The sequence below is a fragment of the Streptomyces sp. NPDC019224 genome (assembly GCF_040632605.1).
Taxonomy (GTDB): Bacteria; Actinomycetota; Actinomycetes; order Streptomycetales; family Streptomycetaceae; genus Streptomyces.
Genome location: NZ_JBEYCF010000015.1, coordinates 1 through 14,682 on the forward strand (window position 1 = coordinate 1; position 14,682 = coordinate 14,682).

Annotated in this window: 17 protein-coding genes; 12 read left to right on the top strand and 5 right to left on the bottom strand. The window is 73.7% G+C overall.

Annotation, left to right across the window (positions count from 1 at the left end; all coding sequences use genetic code 11):
* Window positions 1-63: 63 nt before the first annotated feature.
* Window positions 64-243, bottom strand: a complete 180-nt coding sequence (locus tag ABZ564_RS12375; protein WP_360853869.1) for a hypothetical protein — start codon at window positions 241-243, stop codon at window positions 64-66.
* A 222-nt stretch (window positions 244-465) separates the two neighbouring features.
* Here ABZ564_RS12375 and ABZ564_RS12380 point away from each other — a divergent pair, with 222 nt between their 5' ends.
* The 4 genes from ABZ564_RS12380 (at window position 466) to ABZ564_RS12395 (ending at window position 4,496) form a co-directional block, all read left to right on the top strand.
* Window positions 466-1,779, top strand: a complete 1,314-nt coding sequence (locus tag ABZ564_RS12380; protein WP_360853872.1) for an NYN domain-containing protein — start codon at window positions 466-468, stop codon at window positions 1,777-1,779.
* A 155-nt stretch (window positions 1,780-1,934) separates the two neighbouring features.
* The gene (locus tag ABZ564_RS12385; RefSeq protein ID WP_360854214.1) at window positions 1,935-2,909 is read left to right on the top strand and encodes an ABC transporter ATP-binding protein; all 975 of its coding nucleotides are present in this window, start codon (window positions 1,935-1,937) and stop codon (window positions 2,907-2,909) included.
* Entirely contained in the window at window positions 2,906-3,691 is a 786-nt protein-coding gene (locus ABZ564_RS12390) for an ABC transporter permease (protein ID WP_360853875.1), read from the top strand. Before ABZ564_RS12385 ends, ABZ564_RS12390 begins: the two co-directional genes overlap by 4 nt.
* Before the next feature lie 34 nt (window positions 3,692-3,725).
* Entirely contained in the window at window positions 3,726-4,496 is a 771-nt protein-coding gene (locus ABZ564_RS12395; protein WP_360853878.1) for an ABC transporter permease, read from the top strand.
* Between the two features lie 141 nt (window positions 4,497-4,637).
* On the opposite strand, the gene ybaK is transcribed toward ABZ564_RS12395, so the two are convergent.
* From ybaK to ABZ564_RS12415, 4 genes are all read right to left on the bottom strand, one after another.
* The gene (gene ybaK, locus ABZ564_RS12400) at window positions 4,638-5,138 is read right to left on the bottom strand and encodes a Cys-tRNA(Pro) deacylase (protein WP_360853881.1); all 501 of its coding nucleotides are present in this window, start codon (window positions 5,136-5,138) and stop codon (window positions 4,638-4,640) included.
* A gap of 26 nt (window positions 5,139-5,164) precedes the next feature.
* Window positions 5,165-5,908 carry an LON peptidase substrate-binding domain-containing protein gene (locus ABZ564_RS12405; protein WP_360853884.1) on the bottom strand — a complete coding sequence of 248 codons (744 nt, stop codon included), beginning with the start codon at window positions 5,906-5,908 and terminating at the stop codon, window positions 5,165-5,167.
* A gap of 5 nt (window positions 5,909-5,913) precedes the next feature.
* Complete coding sequence (locus ABZ564_RS12410; protein WP_360853887.1) at window positions 5,914-6,951, bottom strand: hypothetical protein; 1,038 nt, start codon at window positions 6,949-6,951, stop codon at window positions 5,914-5,916.
* 221 nt (window positions 6,952-7,172) lie between these two features.
* Entirely contained in the window at window positions 7,173-8,774 is a 1,602-nt protein-coding gene (locus tag ABZ564_RS12415) for an oxidoreductase (RefSeq protein ID WP_360853890.1), read from the bottom strand.
* Between the two features lie 146 nt (window positions 8,775-8,920).
* Between ABZ564_RS12415 and hisD the strand changes: the two genes are divergently transcribed.
* From hisD to hisF, 8 genes are read left to right on the top strand one after another with little or no spacing between them, the layout of a single operon-like run.
* The gene (hisD, locus tag ABZ564_RS12420; protein ID WP_360853893.1) at window positions 8,921-10,243 is read left to right on the top strand and encodes a histidinol dehydrogenase; all 1,323 of its coding nucleotides are present in this window, start codon (window positions 8,921-8,923) and stop codon (window positions 10,241-10,243) included.
* Complete coding sequence (locus tag ABZ564_RS12425) at window positions 10,240-11,376, top strand: histidinol-phosphate transaminase (protein ID WP_360853896.1); 1,137 nt, start codon at window positions 10,240-10,242, stop codon at window positions 11,374-11,376. The genes hisD and ABZ564_RS12425 overlap by 4 nt, the downstream gene beginning before the upstream one ends.
* Window positions 11,373-11,975, top strand: coding sequence for an imidazoleglycerol-phosphate dehydratase HisB (hisB, locus tag ABZ564_RS12430; protein ID WP_360853899.1), 603 nt, complete (start codon window positions 11,373-11,375; stop codon window positions 11,973-11,975). Before ABZ564_RS12425 ends, hisB begins: the two co-directional genes overlap by 4 nt.
* Window positions 11,972-12,139, top strand: a complete 168-nt coding sequence (locus ABZ564_RS12435) for a hypothetical protein (RefSeq protein ID WP_360853902.1) — start codon at window positions 11,972-11,974, stop codon at window positions 12,137-12,139. Before hisB ends, ABZ564_RS12435 begins: the two co-directional genes overlap by 4 nt.
* A gap of 17 nt (window positions 12,140-12,156) precedes the next feature.
* Complete coding sequence (hisH, locus tag ABZ564_RS12440; protein WP_360853905.1) at window positions 12,157-12,798, top strand: imidazole glycerol phosphate synthase subunit HisH; 642 nt, start codon at window positions 12,157-12,159, stop codon at window positions 12,796-12,798.
* Complete coding sequence (priA, locus tag ABZ564_RS12445; protein ID WP_360853908.1) at window positions 12,798-13,523, top strand: bifunctional 1-(5-phosphoribosyl)-5-((5-phosphoribosylamino)methylideneamino)imidazole-4-carboxamide isomerase/phosphoribosylanthranilate isomerase PriA; 726 nt, start codon at window positions 12,798-12,800, stop codon at window positions 13,521-13,523. Before hisH ends, priA begins: the two co-directional genes overlap by 1 nt.
* Complete coding sequence (locus ABZ564_RS12450; RefSeq protein WP_360853911.1) at window positions 13,520-13,924, top strand: RidA family protein; 405 nt, start codon at window positions 13,520-13,522, stop codon at window positions 13,922-13,924. The genes priA and ABZ564_RS12450 overlap by 4 nt, the downstream gene beginning before the upstream one ends.
* Window positions 13,921-14,676 carry an imidazole glycerol phosphate synthase subunit HisF gene (gene hisF, locus ABZ564_RS12455; protein ID WP_360853914.1) on the top strand — a complete coding sequence of 252 codons (756 nt, stop codon included), beginning with the start codon at window positions 13,921-13,923 and terminating at the stop codon, window positions 14,674-14,676. Before ABZ564_RS12450 ends, hisF begins: the two co-directional genes overlap by 4 nt.
* Window positions 14,677-14,682: the final 6 nt, after the last annotated feature.

The window sequence follows — 14,682 nt, forward strand, 5'->3', positions numbered from 1 at the left end:
CCCCGCGAAAGCGGGGCCGCCCCTCTCGGCTTACCGGCCGATGGCCGTACCGGAGAAGTCCGGTCAGTTGTGGCCGAAGCGCCGCTGATGCTTACGCGCGACATCGGCAGGGCTGCCCTGGGCCTGCGCCTGGGGCTGGTTCTGCGACTCGAAAGCCGTCGAGCGTGCCTCCTGGGCACCGCGCTCCGCCTGAGAAGCGCGGTCCTGCTGGCTGCCCTGCTTGCGGTTCTTGTTCTTGGCCATGGTGTTCCTCCTGTAAGGACGCTCGGGGCCAGGACCACCATTAGATTCACATAATCGGATAAACATCGCATGTCGGATCATTACCGTGCGTAGCGACGGGGTATGATGCGCGCTTTTCGCGATCCGCCACGCCGATGATCGAGTTCCGGCCGTCAACCCCGGCGCGGTCGGGCAGACTCGAAGGAACCCTGGGAAAACCCGATCCCGAGTGCCTGGAAGAGGGTGGAACGCGTGGACCGTTGCGTCGTCCTGGTGGACGCCGGCTATTTGCTGGGCGCAGCCGCGAGTCTGCTGGCGGGAGAGCCCGCCCGGTCCCGCATCACCGTCGACCACGCGGCCCTCGTCCAGCAGCTGCGCGAACGCGCCGAGGCCGACACCGCACAGCCGCTGCTGCGGATCTACTGGTTCGACGGCGCCCCCGACCGCGTGCCGCAGCCCGAGCACCGCAGGCTGCGCGTCATGCCCCGGGTGACCGTCCGCCTGGGCGCCCTCACCCGCAGTGACGGGCGGTGGGCGCAGAAGGGCGTCGACGCGGCGATGCACGCCGAGCTCACCGAGCTCGCCCGCAACCGCGCCTGCTCCGACGTGGTGCTGGTGACCGGCGACGGCGACCTGCTGCCCGGCCTGATGTCCGCCAAGGAGCACGGCGTCGCCGTCCACCTCTGGGCCGTCCAGGCCGCCGACGGCGACTACAACCAGTCCGAGGACCTGGTCGCCGAGGCCGACGAGCGCCGCGTCCTGGACCGGGCGTGGATCACCCAGGCCGTCCGGGCCAAGGAGACCGGCGGCGCCTGCGCCCCGGCGCCCGTGCCGCGCCCCGAGATCGCCGCGATCCTCTCCGCCCCGCTGCCCGAGTCGGCGCTCGCCGCCTCGGCCGAGCGAGCGTCCCGGGCCGCCGCACAGACCGAGGCCGCCCCCGCCGACGCCGAGGAGGCGGCCCCCGGGTCCGGCGAGGACACCGCCCAGCCCGCACCCGGCCAGGGCGGCAAGGGCGTGCCCACCCCGAAGGACCTCGCCGGCACCCTGCGCGGCCCGCTGGGCCAGCCCGACCGGACCCCCGCCCCCCAGCCCGCGGCGACCCTGCGCTGGTCGTCCGACCGGGGCTGGGTGGAGCGCGGCGGCCCGCTGGGCGAACCTCCGGAGACCGCGTCCCTGCCCACGCTCGCCCAGCTCACCAGCGCCGAACAGCGCTGGGCCGACCGCGAGGAGGACATCACCACGGTCGGCGGCGACCCCTTCGAGGTGGGGCAGGTCTTCGCCCGGCGCTGGATGGAACGGCTCCCGGAGACCGGTCACCTGCCGAAGCTGTCCGCCCTCTACCCGCGCATCCCCCACCGCATCGACGGCGAGCTCCTGCGGTACGCGGCACGCTTCGGCCTCCTCGCCCACAAGGACGACCAGATCGACGAGCACGACCGGTACGCGATCCGGGCGGGCTTCTGGCGCGAGATCGACGTACGGACGGCGGGCGACCACGCCCCGGCGACCGAGCGGGCGGCGGAGAAGGCCGGGAAATCGGGCCCGGCCGGAGACTGAGGCCGCATTCCGCCGAGGGGCCGCTCGGCCCGCCCGCCGTTCGCCGCGCCGATGTCCGATCGGTACGGCCCCGGGCGTAATGCCGGTCCCCGGACCCCGTACTCTCGTACCTCGTGAGTACGGGGACAGCACAGGCGCCGACGGCGAACGGCACCGTGTGCGCGGTGCGTGATCTGGTGAAGACCTACCCCCCGGCCCGGGGCCGCCGGGGCACGCCCGCGACCCCGGAAGTACGCGCCACCGACGGCATCAGCCTCGACGTCCGGCGCGGTGAGATCTTCGGACTGCTCGGGCCCAACGGAGCCGGCAAGTCCACCCTCGTACGGCAGCTCACCGGGCTGATGCGGCCCGACTCCGGCAGCGTCGACATGCTGGGCCACGACCTCGTACGCCACCCCGAGCGGGCCTCCCGGCTGATCGGCTACCTCGGGCAGGAGTCCACCGCGCTCGACGAACTGACCGTCGCCCTCGCCGCCGAGACCACCGGGCGGCTGCGCGGCCTGCCCGTGCGCGAGGCGCGGGCCGAGCGTGACACCGTCCTGGACGAGCTCGGGCTCGCCGACATCGCGGGCCGTCCGCTGAAGAAGCTCTCCGGCGGTCAGCGGCGGCTCGCCTGCGTCGCCGCCGCGCTCGTCGGGGAGCGCCCGGTGCTCGTCCTGGACGAGCCGACGACCGGCATGGACCCGGTGGCCCGGCGCGCCGTCTGGGCGGCCGTGGACCGCCGGCGCGCCGAGCGCGGGGCCACGGTCCTGCTCGTCACCCACAACGTCATCGAGGCCGAGACCGTCCTCGACCGGGTCGCCGTCATCGAGCGCGGCAAGGTCATCGCCTGCGACACCCCCGCCGGGCTCAAGGAGCGCGTCGCCGGCGAGGTCCGGGTCGAGCTGGTGTGGCGCGAGCGCGCCCCCCTGGAGATCCCCGAGGTCGCGGCCCTGCGCGCGTCCGCCCAGGAGTCCGGGCGCCGCTGGGTGCTGCGGCTCGCGCCCGACGAGGCGCGGGCGGCGGTCGCCGCGGTGACCGGTGGCGCGGCCTTCGCCGCGCTCGACGACTTCAGCCTGGCGACGCCGAGCCTGGAGGACGTCTACCTCGCGCTCGGCGGTGGCGCGATCAAGGGACTGGTGAAGGCATGAGCGGAATCGGTGCGGTGGCCGGGGCGGCCGCGACGCTCGCGCCCCGGGCCCGGCTGTTCCCCGCCCTCGCGGCCGTCTACCGCGCCCAGCTCTCCCGGGCCCGGGTCGCCCGCATCCCGCTGCTGTTCGTGGCGACCTTCCAGTCCGTCGGGATCATGATCCTGATGCGCGGGGTGGTGGACGGCGGTGCCGAGGCGCGGGCCGTCGTCGCCGGCTCCAGCGTCCTGGTCGTCGCCTTCGTCGCCCTGAACCTGCTCGCCCAGTACTTCGGGCAGCTCCGGGCCGGCGGCGGGCTCGACCACTACGCGACCCTGCCCGTGCCGCCCGCCGCCGTGGTGCTCGGCGCGGCCGGGGCGTACGCCTCCTTCACCGTGCCCGGCACCGTCGTCACGGCGGTGACCGGCAGCATGCTGTTCGGGCTGCCGATGGCCCACCTGTGGGTGCTCGTCGCCGTCGTCCCGCTCTCCGGCGCCGCCCTCTCCGGCCTCGGCGCCGCGCTCGGGCTCCTCGCCCCGCGCCAGGAACTCGCCACCCTGCTCGGGCAGCTGGGGATGTCCGCCGCGCTCCTGCTGGGCGTCCTGCCGGCCGACCGGCTGCCGGAGCCGATCGGCTGGGCGCGCGATCTGCTGCCGTCCACGTACGGGGTCGAGGCGCTGTCCCGGTCCTTCGGCGCCCACCCCGACTGGGCGGTGGTCGCCCTCGACCTGGCGGTCTGCGCCGTGGTCGGCGTGGTCTCGCTCGCCGTGGCGACCTGGGCGTATCGCAGGGCAGCGGTCCGGTGAGGCATGGCTCGCGGGCGCCTGGCACGATGGCACGGTGACCGCACCTCTGACGCCGCCGCACCGGCCCTCGTCCGACGACCACCACGACCGGCAGAAGCAGACGGCGGGGGGTGAGCCCGCGGGGCCGCTCGGCGCGCCGGGGTCCCACAGCCCCCAGGGTTCCCACTGGGTGCCGTCCCAGGAGGGGCGGGAGGAGCTGCGTGCGGATCTGCGCCGTGCGGGCCTCGTCGCGGCCGTGGTGACGGTCGCGGGCGTGCTGATGGGGTTCCTGTGGCTGTGGCTGGCTCCCCGGGTGCCGCTCGTCTCCGACAGCACGGCCGTCTTCCTCAGCGACAGCGAGGGCGAGGAGGCGATCGGCGCCGACGGCACGTTCGCCCTGCTGGGGCTGGCGTTCGGGGCGGTCTCGGCGGGCCTGGTCTTCTGGTTCCACCGGCGCGGCGGGATCTGGCCGACGGTGGGCCTCGCGGTCGGCAGCGTGCTCGGTTCGCTGCTGGCCTGGCAGCTCGGGACGCGGTTGGGGCCGACGGACGACGTGGTGGCGCATGCGCGGGAGGTCGGCAAGGGTGTGATCTTCGATGCGCCGCTGGAGATGCATGCCAAGGGGGTGCTGCTGGCTTGGGGGCTGGCGGCGATGGCGGTGCACCTGGCGCTCACCGCGGCCTGGGGGCCGCGGGAGTTCGAGGGTGAGTGGGCGTCCCACGGGGGGTGGGGTTCGCCTTCGGGGCACCCGTCGCCGTCCGGGCCCTCGTCGCCGTCCGGGGCGGGTGGGGGCGCGTCGCCGGACGCGCCGTCCGACAAGGCGTAGGGGGCGCTGCGCGGGGCCTGTTCCCCACCCCTTCCCGAAACCGCCCCCGCGCCTCAATCGCCGGCGGGGCCGGGTCCGGCCGGCCCGTCCGGCGTTCGAGGACGGAACCGGTGGGCCGGGGTTCCGAGCCCCACGGCCCCGCTACCCCCGGCCGATGTCCGCGAACACCGCGTCCGTCAGGGCCGCCAGGTCCTCCGGCGACAGCTCCACCTCCAGGCCGCGGCGGCCCGCCGACACGCAGATCGTGGCATGGGCGCGGGCCGAGGCGTCCAGGACGGTGGGGAGGCGTTTGCGCTGGCCCAGGGGGGAGATGCCGCCCCGGACGTAGCCCGTGGTGCGTTCGGCCGCGGCCGGGTCCGCCATCGTGGCGCGTTTGCCGCCGGCCGCCGCGGCCAGGGCCTTCAGGTCCAGGGAGCCGGCGACCGGGACGACCGCGACCGTCAGGCGGCCGTCCACGTCGGCGACCAGGGTCTTGAAGACGCGGTCGGGGGAGACGCCCAGGGCCTGGGCCGCCTCCTCGCCGTAGGAGGGCGACGCGGGGTCGTGCTCGTACGCGTGCACGGTGAAGGCCGTGCCCGCCGCGGTGAGCGCGACCGTGGCGGGGGTGCCGCCGGACTGGGACTTCTTCTGCTTCTTGGCCACGGGCGCGGTCCCTCCGGGTCGCTCGGTCAGTTGGGGTGCGTCGGGGCGGCGGTCAGGTCCACCGCCGGGAGCGACGGCAGGTGCCGGATCACCGCGGTCTCCGAGCGCAGGATCCGCAGCTCCTCGCGGAGCCGGGTCGCGGTGTCCGGGGCCTGGAGGAGGCGCTGCTTGGCGGGGACGTCCAGGATCACCGTGGAGGCGACCAGGTAGGAGACGACCGACGGGTCGTCCGGCAGGTCCGCGCCCGTGGTCAGGGAGCTCTCGCTCGCACCGGCCAGCCGCTTCTGGTAGCCGCGGAAGGCGCGCAGGACACCCTCGGCGAGCGTGCCCGCCTCGTCGCCCGGGTCCTCCTCCAGCTCCTCCAGCTCGGCCATGAGGAACGGGCCGCTCGCGTCCACCGACAGCAGCCGGACCCGGGTGGTGCCGGTGGCCAGGACTTCGAAGCTGCCGTCCGCGCGCTCCCGGATGGTCGCGGCGTCGGCGACGCAGCCCACCCGGTGCAGCGCCTGGACGGGGTCGGCGCCGAAGCCGTCCGCCGGGCCGCGTTCGACAGGCCCGCGCACCGCCTCCGGCATGCCCAGACCCGTGACGGCGGTCTCGCGGCCGTCCCGGATGGCGACCACGGCGAACCGGCGCGGTTCGTCCTCGTCGATGGTCAGGAGCTCACGCATCATGGCGCGATATCGCTCCTCGAAGACGTTGAGGGGCAGCACGAGGCCGGGGAACAGCACCGCGTTCAGCGGAAACAGAGGCATGCGGGCGGTGGTCACAGCGGTCAAGCGTAATGGCCGCGCGCCGGTCCCCGTCCTGCTCCCCGGCGCAGCGGGGTCGCGGAGGCCACCCGGAGCCGTGCGGTGTCCCGCGCCTCCAGGAACCGGCCCAGCGGATCGCCGGACACCGACGCCCACGGGAACGAGGCCGCGTGCGGCCCGATCCGGCGGAACTGTTCCAGCGCCTCGCCCCACCGGCCCCGTACCACCAGCACGTACGCGAGCAGATTGCGCACCTCGGCCGGCCACGGGTCGCCCGGGGCGAAAGCGGCCGACAGCGAGATCGCCAGGTCCGCCGCCGCGTCGATCCGGTCCTCCTGCACCGAGGTCGAGCGGGCGCCGGTCCCCTCGGCCAGCATCGCGAAGGCCGCACGCAGCGGCAGCGCCTGGACCAGGGAGCTGGGCACCGAGTCCTCGGCGGCCCGCTCGGCGAAGTCGAAGCACTCGCGGTGCGAGCCGTACCAGGCGGCCGAGAGGTACTGCAGGGCGGCGACATGGCAGCCGTAGTGGTGCGTGGAACGCTGGAGGGCCTGCTCCCACAGCGCCTCGAACGTGGTGTGTGCGGCCTGCGTGCCCCGGGCGTGGTCCAGCGCGAGGCGCCAGGGCACCGGGTCCCGCGGATCGCCGGCCGCGGCCGCCGTGATCAGCGGCCCCACCTCGCGCAGCTGCTCCGCGCGGGCCGGTGACTCCCAGGCGCGGTCGACGGCGAGCTGCGCCTTGACGAGCAGGGCGTCCGGGTCGTGCGGGGCGGCGGTCAGCCAGTCCCCGAGCCAGCCGTCCCGGTTGCGGGCGAACGCGACGAGCCGTCTCAGATAGCGGTCCCGGCTCTCCCACTCGGCCGTGTCCCGGGTGGTCGCCAGGAGCTTGGCGGCCGGTTCGTGCTCCCCGGCGGCTGCGGCCACCAGGGCGGGGGACAGCCGTTCGTCGGGGGCGTCGAGCAGGACCGCATGGTCCGCGGGCAGCCCGGTGGACAGCGCCGGGGTGTGCCGGATCACGCGCGCGGTTCGGAGCAGAGCGCGGAGGAAAGGCATGGTGCAGACCATTGAAAAGCGCTGGTGGAGGCGGCGCCAGGGGGAGCGCTGTGAAGCTTTGGTGCCGAGTCGATGGGTTGTCCGGCCGTCAGTCAAGGAGGGGTAAAGGAACGCGGGGATTATGGCTGATTCTCGTGGGTGCGGGGCAGAAGGCCCGTGGTCTGGCCCCGGCGGTGGCGGGGCGCCGGCCGGCCGGGCCGGGGCGGACCCCCGCTCGCGCCCTGGTGTCCGGTTCAGCCGCGACGCAGCAGCCGGGAGGCGCCCGCCGCGACCGCCGTGGCCAGTATCCACCCCACCAGGATCAGCGCGGCCGCCATCCACTGCCAGCCGCCCTCCAGTCGCCAGTAACCGTCCTGGCCGAGATCGATCACCGGGATGAGCAGATCCAGCGCGTACAGCGCCGCGTTCCACCGGGGATGCTCCTCGCCCTTGATCGAGACCGGCTCGTACCGCGAGAACGCCAGCGTGCCCGCCGCCCACAGCACCGCCATCCACACCGCGGCCCGCCCCGGCCGGTAGCCGTACGCCACCGTCCAGTCCTGGAGGTAGCCCCAGAGCTTCCCGGCGAGCGGCAGCGTCTCGCGACGGCGGCGCTGCTTGGCGAGCAGCACCTCCCGGGCGTCCGCGTCCTCGCCGCTGCCCCGGAGCACGGCCGCCAGCCGCTCGTACGGCTCCGGCACGTACTCCGGGGTCGCCGCCGCCACCCACTCCAGGCGCCGGGAGAGCGGGAAGTGCCCGTACGGGACGAGGTTCTCGTACACGAACCCGCCCATCGCCAGGCCGCCGGGGCCCGGCCAGCTCGTCGACACGTCGATCAGCGTGACGACCTTCGCGCCGTTGAGCACGACCCGGCCGCGCACCGGGCGCTCGGGGTTGAACCGCAGCTCCGGGGTGACCGTCCGGCGCAGCGACAGCTCCTCGTGCGTGTCCAGCACGAACACCGCCTTGTGCAGGTCCACCGCGTCACCGAACCTGCCGTCGTCCAGCCGCACCCCGCCCCGGCAGCGGAACACCTGCGAGCGGGTCCCGTGGGCCGGGGTCGGCGAGGTGGCGATGCCGTACGGGGGAGTGGTGCCCTGGTTCCCCGTGTCCACGCTGACCCACGCCTCGCTCATGTACAGCGTCCGCTCGACGCTGAGCTGCGGGGCGTTCAGCGCGCGACGGCCCCGGACCGCCCGCAGCCTGCTGCCGCGCAGGCTCAGCGAGCCGCCCACCTTCGCCCCGCGCAGGCTCAGCTCGCCCAGCATGTCGGCCATCTCGGCCTGGAGGTCCTGGGCGACCGTCAGCCCGTCCCCCAGCAGCGCCCGCCCCTGCCGGTCCGGGCCGACCTCGATCTGGTTGATCAGCAGGTCCGTACCGATCTGCGCGTCCGTGAGCCGGATGCCGCGCTCCACCCGGCAGCGCGGCAGATGCAGATCGCCCTCCGTGCGCAGCCGGGCCGCCTCGAGGCGCGGCACCGCGCACCCCACCAGCCGCAGCGTCGTGAAGTGGCACTCCGGGAACGCCACCTCCTCGTCGAACCGGCAGCCGGTCAGCTCCACGTACGGATCGACGCGCCCGCCCGCCAGGTCCAGCTTTCCCGTGATCCGTACGCCCCAGAGCTTCAGCGCCGTCACCCGGCCGGGCCGGGCCGGCGGGCCGCTCAGCAGGAGCCGGGCGACGGCCCGGGCCCCCACGCTGCGCTCGGGGCCCCACTCGTGCGGGGCGAACGGATCGTCCAGGGCCCTGTCGCGGGCCCGGAGGTCGTAGGTCGTGCCCTTCCGGAAGGACTGCCACATGCCCAGCTCCGCCGCGCTGAGGCCGTCCGGGAGGTCCTCGTCGTGCTGCTCCGTCACCGGTGCCCCTTTCGTTCGGAGGCGTGTTCCCGTTATTCCCTCTGAGTGACCGGATGAACGCACATAGTCAGCCGTCACAGCGGCGGCATGTATCAGCCAGTGATACGGCCGTCCGGTCGCGTGCGGCGGTCTGCGAGAATTGCGGTGTGATCTCTCGAATCGATCTGCGCGGCGATGCCCTCCCCGAGGGCGGCGCCCTGCGCGACCTGCTGCCCCGTGCCGAGTTCGACGTGGAAGCCGCCCTGGAGACGGTGCGGCCCATCTGCGAGGACGTACGCCATCGTGGCTCGGCGGCAGTGATCGACTGGGGGGAGAAGTTCGACGGCGTCCGGCTGGAATCGGTCCGGGTGCCCGCCGCCGCCCTCGCCCGGGCGCTGGAGGAGCTGGATCCCGCCGTCCGAGCCGCCCTCGAGGAGTCCGTCCGCCGCGCCCGTCTCGTCCACCGCGCCCAGCGCCGCAGCACGCACACCACCCAGGTCGTCCCCGGCGGCACCGTCACCGAGAAGTGGGTGCCCGTCGACCGCGTCGGGCTCTACGTGCCGGGCGGCCGCGCGGTCTACCCGTCCTCCGTCGTGATGAACGTCGTCCCGGCCCAGGAGGCGGGCGTCCCGGGCCTCGCCGTCTCCTCGCCGCCGCAGAAGGAGTTCGGCGGACTGCCGCACCCCACGATCCTGGCCGCCTGCGCCCTGCTCGGGGTGGACGAGGTCTACGCCGCCGGCGGTGCCCAGGCCGTCGCGATGTTCGCGTACGGCACCGAGGACTGCCTGCCCGTCGACCTGGTCACCGGCCCCGGCAACATCTACGTCGCCGCCGCCAAGCGCCTCCTCAAGGGCCGTATCGGCATCGACGCCGAAGCCGGACCCACCGAGATCGCCATCCTGGCCGACGCCACCGCCGACCCGGTGCACGTCGCCGCCGACCTGATCAGCCAGGCCGAGCACGACCCGATGGCCGCCGCCGTGCTGGTCACCGACTCCGAGGAGCTGGCCGCCGCCACCGAGGCCGAACTGGCCCCGCAGGTCGCCGCGACCAAGCACGTCAAGGAGCGCATCGAGCCCGCCCTGGCCGGCCGGCAGTCCGCGATCGTCCTGGTCAACGACCTGGAGGACGGGCTCACCGTCGTCAACGCGTACGCCGCCGAGCACCTGGAGATCCAGACCGCCGACGCCGCCGCCCTCGCCGACCGGGTCCGCAACGCCGGCGCGGTCTTCGTCGGCCCCTGGTCGCCCGTCTCGCTCGGCGACTACTGCGCCGGCTCCAACCACGTCCTGCCCACCGGCGGCTGCGCCTGCCACTCCTCGGGCCTGTCCGTGCAGTCCTTCCTGCGCGGCATCCACATCGTCGACTACACGCGCGACGCGCTCGCCGAGGTCACCCACCACGTGGTGACCCTCGCCGAGGCGGAGGACCTCCCCGCCCACGGTGCCGCGCTCAAGGCCAGGTTCGGGTGGAAGGTTCCCCAGCAGTGACGAACAGCGACACCGGCGGACCCACGGCCAACCCGTGGGACGCCCTGCCCATCCGCGACGAACTGCGCGGCCAGTCCCCGTACGGCGCGCCCCAGCTCGACGTCCCCGTGCGGCTCAACACCAACGAGAACCCCTACCCGCTGCCCGACGCGCTCGTCGACCGCATCGCCGAACGGGTCCGCGAGGCCGCCCGCGATCTCAACCGCTACCCCGACCGCGACGCCGTCGAACTGCGCACCGAGCTCGCCCGCTACCTCACCCGCACCGCCGGACACCGCGTCGAGGCCGCCAACGTCTGGGCCGCCAACGGCTCCAACGAGGTCCTCCAGCAGCTGCTGCAGACCTTCGGCGGGCCCGGCCGCACCGCGATCGGCTTCGAGCCCTCGTACTCGATGCACGCGCTCATCTCCCGGGGCACCGGCACCGGCTGGATCTCCGGGCCGCGCAACGAGGACTTCACCATCGACGTCGACGCCGCCCGCGCGGCCATCGCCGAGCGCCGCCCCGACGTCGTCTTCATCACCTCCCCCAACAACCCCACCGGCACCGCCGTCGACGCGGACACCGTCCTCGCGCTGTACGAGGCCGCGCAGGCCGCCAAGCCGTCGATGGTCGTCGTGGACGAGGCGTACGGCGAATTCAGCCACCACCCCTCGCTGCTCCCGCTGATCGAGGGCCGCCCCCACCTGGTCCTCTCGCGGACCATGTCGAAGGCGTTCGGCGCCGCCGGGCTCCGCCTCGGCTACCTGGCCGCCGACCCCGCCGTGGTCGACGCGGTCCAGCTGGTCCGGCTGCCGTACCACCTGTCCTCCGTCACCCAGGCCACCGCGCTCGCCGCCCTGGAGCACACCGATACGCTCCTCGGGTACGTCGCTCAGCTCAAGAGCGAGCGCGACCGGCTCGTCACCGAGCTGCGCGGCCTCGGCTTCGACGTCACCGAATCGGACGCCAACTTCGTCCAGTTCGGCCGCTTCGCCGACAGCGGCACCGCCTGGCGGCAGATCCTCGACCGGGGCGTCCTGGTCCGGGACAACGGCGTACCGGGATGGCTGCGGGTCTCCGCGGGGACCCCGGCAGAGAACGACGCGTTCCTCGATGCGGTGCGCGGACTGAAGAAGGAGCACGACGCATGACTCGCGAGGCCCGCACGGGACGCGTGGAGCGGACCACCAAGGAGACGTCCGTGGTCGTCGAGATCAACCTCGACGGCACCGGCGAGGTCGACGTCTCGACCGGGGTCGGCTTCTACGACCACATGCTCGACCAGCTCGGCCGGCACGGGCTGTTCGACCTCACCGTCAAGACCGACGGCGACCTGCACATCGACTCGCACCACACCATCGAGGACACCGCCCTCGCGCTCGGCGCCGCCTTCAAGCAGGCGCTCGGCGACAAGGTCGGCATCTACCGGTTCGGCAACTGCACCGTCCCGCTGGACGAGTCGCTCGCCCAGGTCACCGTCGACCTCTCCGGCCGCCCCTACCTGGTGCACACCGAGCCCGAGAACATGGCGCCGATGATCGGCGCGTACGACACGACGATGACCCGGCACATCCTGGAGTCCTTCGTCGCCCAGGCGCAGATCGCCCTGCACGTCCACGTCCCGTACGGACGCAACGCGCACCACATCGTGGAGTGCCAGTTCAAGGCGCTCGCCCGCGCCCTGCGCTACGCCAGCGAGCGCGACCCGCGCGCGGCCGGCATCCTCCCGTCCACGAAGGGCGCCCTGTGACCGGCCTGAACACCATCCTGATCCTGGTCGGCCTGTTCCTGGCCGGCGGGGTCTACTCCTTCTCCAAGCAGGGCATGCCCAAGGGCGTCATCGTCCTCCTCGCCATCGCCTCACTGATGTGCCTGGCGGCGGGTGTCCTGCGCATTCAAGGTCTCTGGGACTAGGAAGCGACGAGCGACACGTGGATACGAAGAAGAAGGTCGTCGTCTTCGACTACGGCTTCGGCAACGTCCGTTCCGCCGAGCGCGCCCTCGCCCACGTCGGCGCGGACGTCGAGATCACCCGCGACTTCGACACCGCGATGAACGCCGACGGGCTGCTGGTGCCCGGCGTCGGCGCGTTCTCGGCGTGCATGGAGGGCCTGAAGAAGGCCCGCGGCGAGTGGATCATCGGGCGCAGGCTGGCCGGCGGACGCCCCGTCATGGGCATCTGCGTCGGCATGCAGATCTTGTTCGAGCGCGGCATCGAGCACGGCGTGGAGACCGAGGGCCTCGACGAGTGGCCCGGCACGGTCGGCCCGCTGAAGGCCGACGTCGTCCCGCACATGGGCTGGAACACCGTCGAAGCCCCCGAGGAATCCCAGCTGTTCGCCGGCCTCGACCCCGAGGCCCGGTACTACTTCGTGCACTCCTACGCGGCGCACGACTGGAGCCTCGAAGTCACCAACCCGAAGATCCGTGCCCCCCGGGTCACCTGGGCCACGCACGGCGAACGGTTCGTGGCGGCCGTGGAGAACGGCGCGCTGTGGGCCACCCAGTTCCACCCCGAGAAGTCCGGCGATGCCGGCGCCCAGCTGCTGACCAACTGGATCGAGACGCTGTAATGCCGAAGCTTGAACTGCTCCCCGCCGTAGACGTCCGCGACGGCCAGGCGGTCCGCCTGGTGCACGGCGAGTCCGGCTCCGAGACCTCCTACGGCTCCCCGCTGGAGGCCGCACTCGCCTGGCAGCGGGCCGGCGCCGAGTGGCTGCACCTCGTCGACCTGGACGCCGCCTTCGGCACCGGGGACAACCGCGCCCTCATCGCCGAGGTCGCCGGTGCCATGGACATCAAGGTCGAGCTGTCCGGCGGCATCCGCGACGACGCCTCGCTCGCCGCCGCCCTCGCCACCGGCTGCCGCCGGGTCAACCTCGGCACCGCCGCCCTGGAGACCCCGGAGTGGGTCGCCAAGGTCATCGCCGAGCACGGCGACCAGATCGCCGTCGGCCTCGACGTGCGCGGCACCACGCTGCGCGGCCGGGGCTGGACCCGCGACGGCGGCGACCTCTACGAGACGCTGGCCCGCCTCGACTCCGAGGGCTGCGCCCGTTACGTCGTCACCGACATCGCCAAGGACGGCACGCTCCAGGGCCCCAACCTGGAGCTCCTGAAGAACGTCTGCGCCGCCACCGACAAGCCCGTCGTCGCCTCCGGCGGCGTCTCCTCGCTCGAGGACCTGCGGGCCATCGCCTCACTGGTCCCGGCGGGCGTCGAGGGCGCGATCGTCGGCAAGGCCCTGTACGCGAAGGCGTTCACCCTCGAAGAGGCGCTGGAGGCGGTCTCCGCATGACCGGGTCCGCATCCGTGCGCCGCGTCTCCTCCGGCGCCCCGTGGGAGGAGAAGTTCGGCTACTCCCGCGCCGTCGAACTGCCGAACGGCCTGGTGCTGGTGTCCGGCTGTACGTCGGTGGTGGGCGGCGAGATCGCCGCCGGCGGCCCCTACGAGCAGACCGTCACCGCCTTCGGCATCGCCTTCGAGGCGCTGAAGGAACTGGGCCTGGGCCGCGAGGACGTCGTCCGCACCCGGATGTACGTCATGCACGCCCGGGACACCGACGAGGTCGGCCGCGCACACAAGGAGCTGTTCGACGCCGTGCGCCCCGCCGCCACCATGGTCGTCGTCTCCGGCTTCGTCGACCCGAGCCTGGTCGTCGAGGTCGAGGTCGAGGCCTACCGGGCGGGTGCGCGATGAGCCTCGCGGTACGCGTCATCCCCTGCCTCGACGTGGACAACGGGCGGGTCGTCAAGGGCGTCAACTTCCAGAACCTGCGCGACGCGGGCGACCCCGTCGAGATGGCGAAGCTGTACGACGCCGAGGGCGCCGACGAGCTGACCTTCCTGGACATCACCGCGTCCAGCGGCGACCGGGAGACCACCTACGACGTGGTGCGCCGCACCGCCGAACAGGTCTTCATCCCGCTCACCGTCGGCGGCGGCGTCCGCACCCCGGACGACGTCGACAGGCTGCTGCGGGCCGGCGCGGACAAGGTCGGCGTCAACACCGCGGCCATCGCCTGCCCGGAGCTGATCCGGGAGATCGCCGAGCGCTTCGGCCGCCAGGTCCTGGTGCTCTCGGTGGACGCCCGGCGCACCCCCGCCGGCACGTTCGAGGTCACCACGCACGGCGGCCGCCGGGGCACCGGCATCGACGCCGTCGAGTGGGCCCACCGGGCCGCCGAGCTCGGCGCCGGCGAGATCCTGCTCAACTCGATGGACGCCGACGGCACGAAGGACGGCTACGACACCGAGATGATCGCCGCCGTCCGCGAGCACGTCCGCGTCCCCGTCATCGCCTCCGGCGGCGCCGGTCGGCTCGCGGACTTCGCACCGGCCGTCGAAGCCGGCGCCGACGCGGTCCTGGCCGCGTCCGTCTTCCACTTCGGCGACCTGCGGATCTCCGAGGTCAAGGGCGCGCTCGAGGAAGCCGGACACCCGGTGCGCTGACCGGCC

Coding starts and splice junctions, on each gene's coding strand:
- priA (WP_360853908.1), top strand. CDS start 12,798: ATGCCGAAGCTTGAACTGCTCCCCGCCGTAGACGTCCGCGACGGCCAG.
- ABZ564_RS12450 (WP_360853911.1), top strand. CDS start 13,520: ATGACCGGGTCCGCATCCGTGCGCCGCGTCTCCTCCGGCGCCCCGTGG.
- ABZ564_RS12390 (WP_360853875.1), top strand. CDS start 2,906: ATGAGCGGAATCGGTGCGGTGGCCGGGGCGGCCGCGACGCTCGCGCCC.
- ABZ564_RS12410 (WP_360853887.1), bottom strand. CDS start 6,951: ATGGTCTGCACCATGCCTTTCCTCCGCGCTCTGCTCCGAACCGCGCGC.
- hisB (WP_360853899.1), top strand. CDS start 11,373: ATGACTCGCGAGGCCCGCACGGGACGCGTGGAGCGGACCACCAAGGAG.
- ABZ564_RS12375 (WP_360853869.1), bottom strand. CDS start 243: ATGGCCAAGAACAAGAACCGCAAGCAGGGCAGCCAGCAGGACCGCGCT.
- hisF (WP_360853914.1), top strand. CDS start 13,921: ATGAGCCTCGCGGTACGCGTCATCCCCTGCCTCGACGTGGACAACGGG.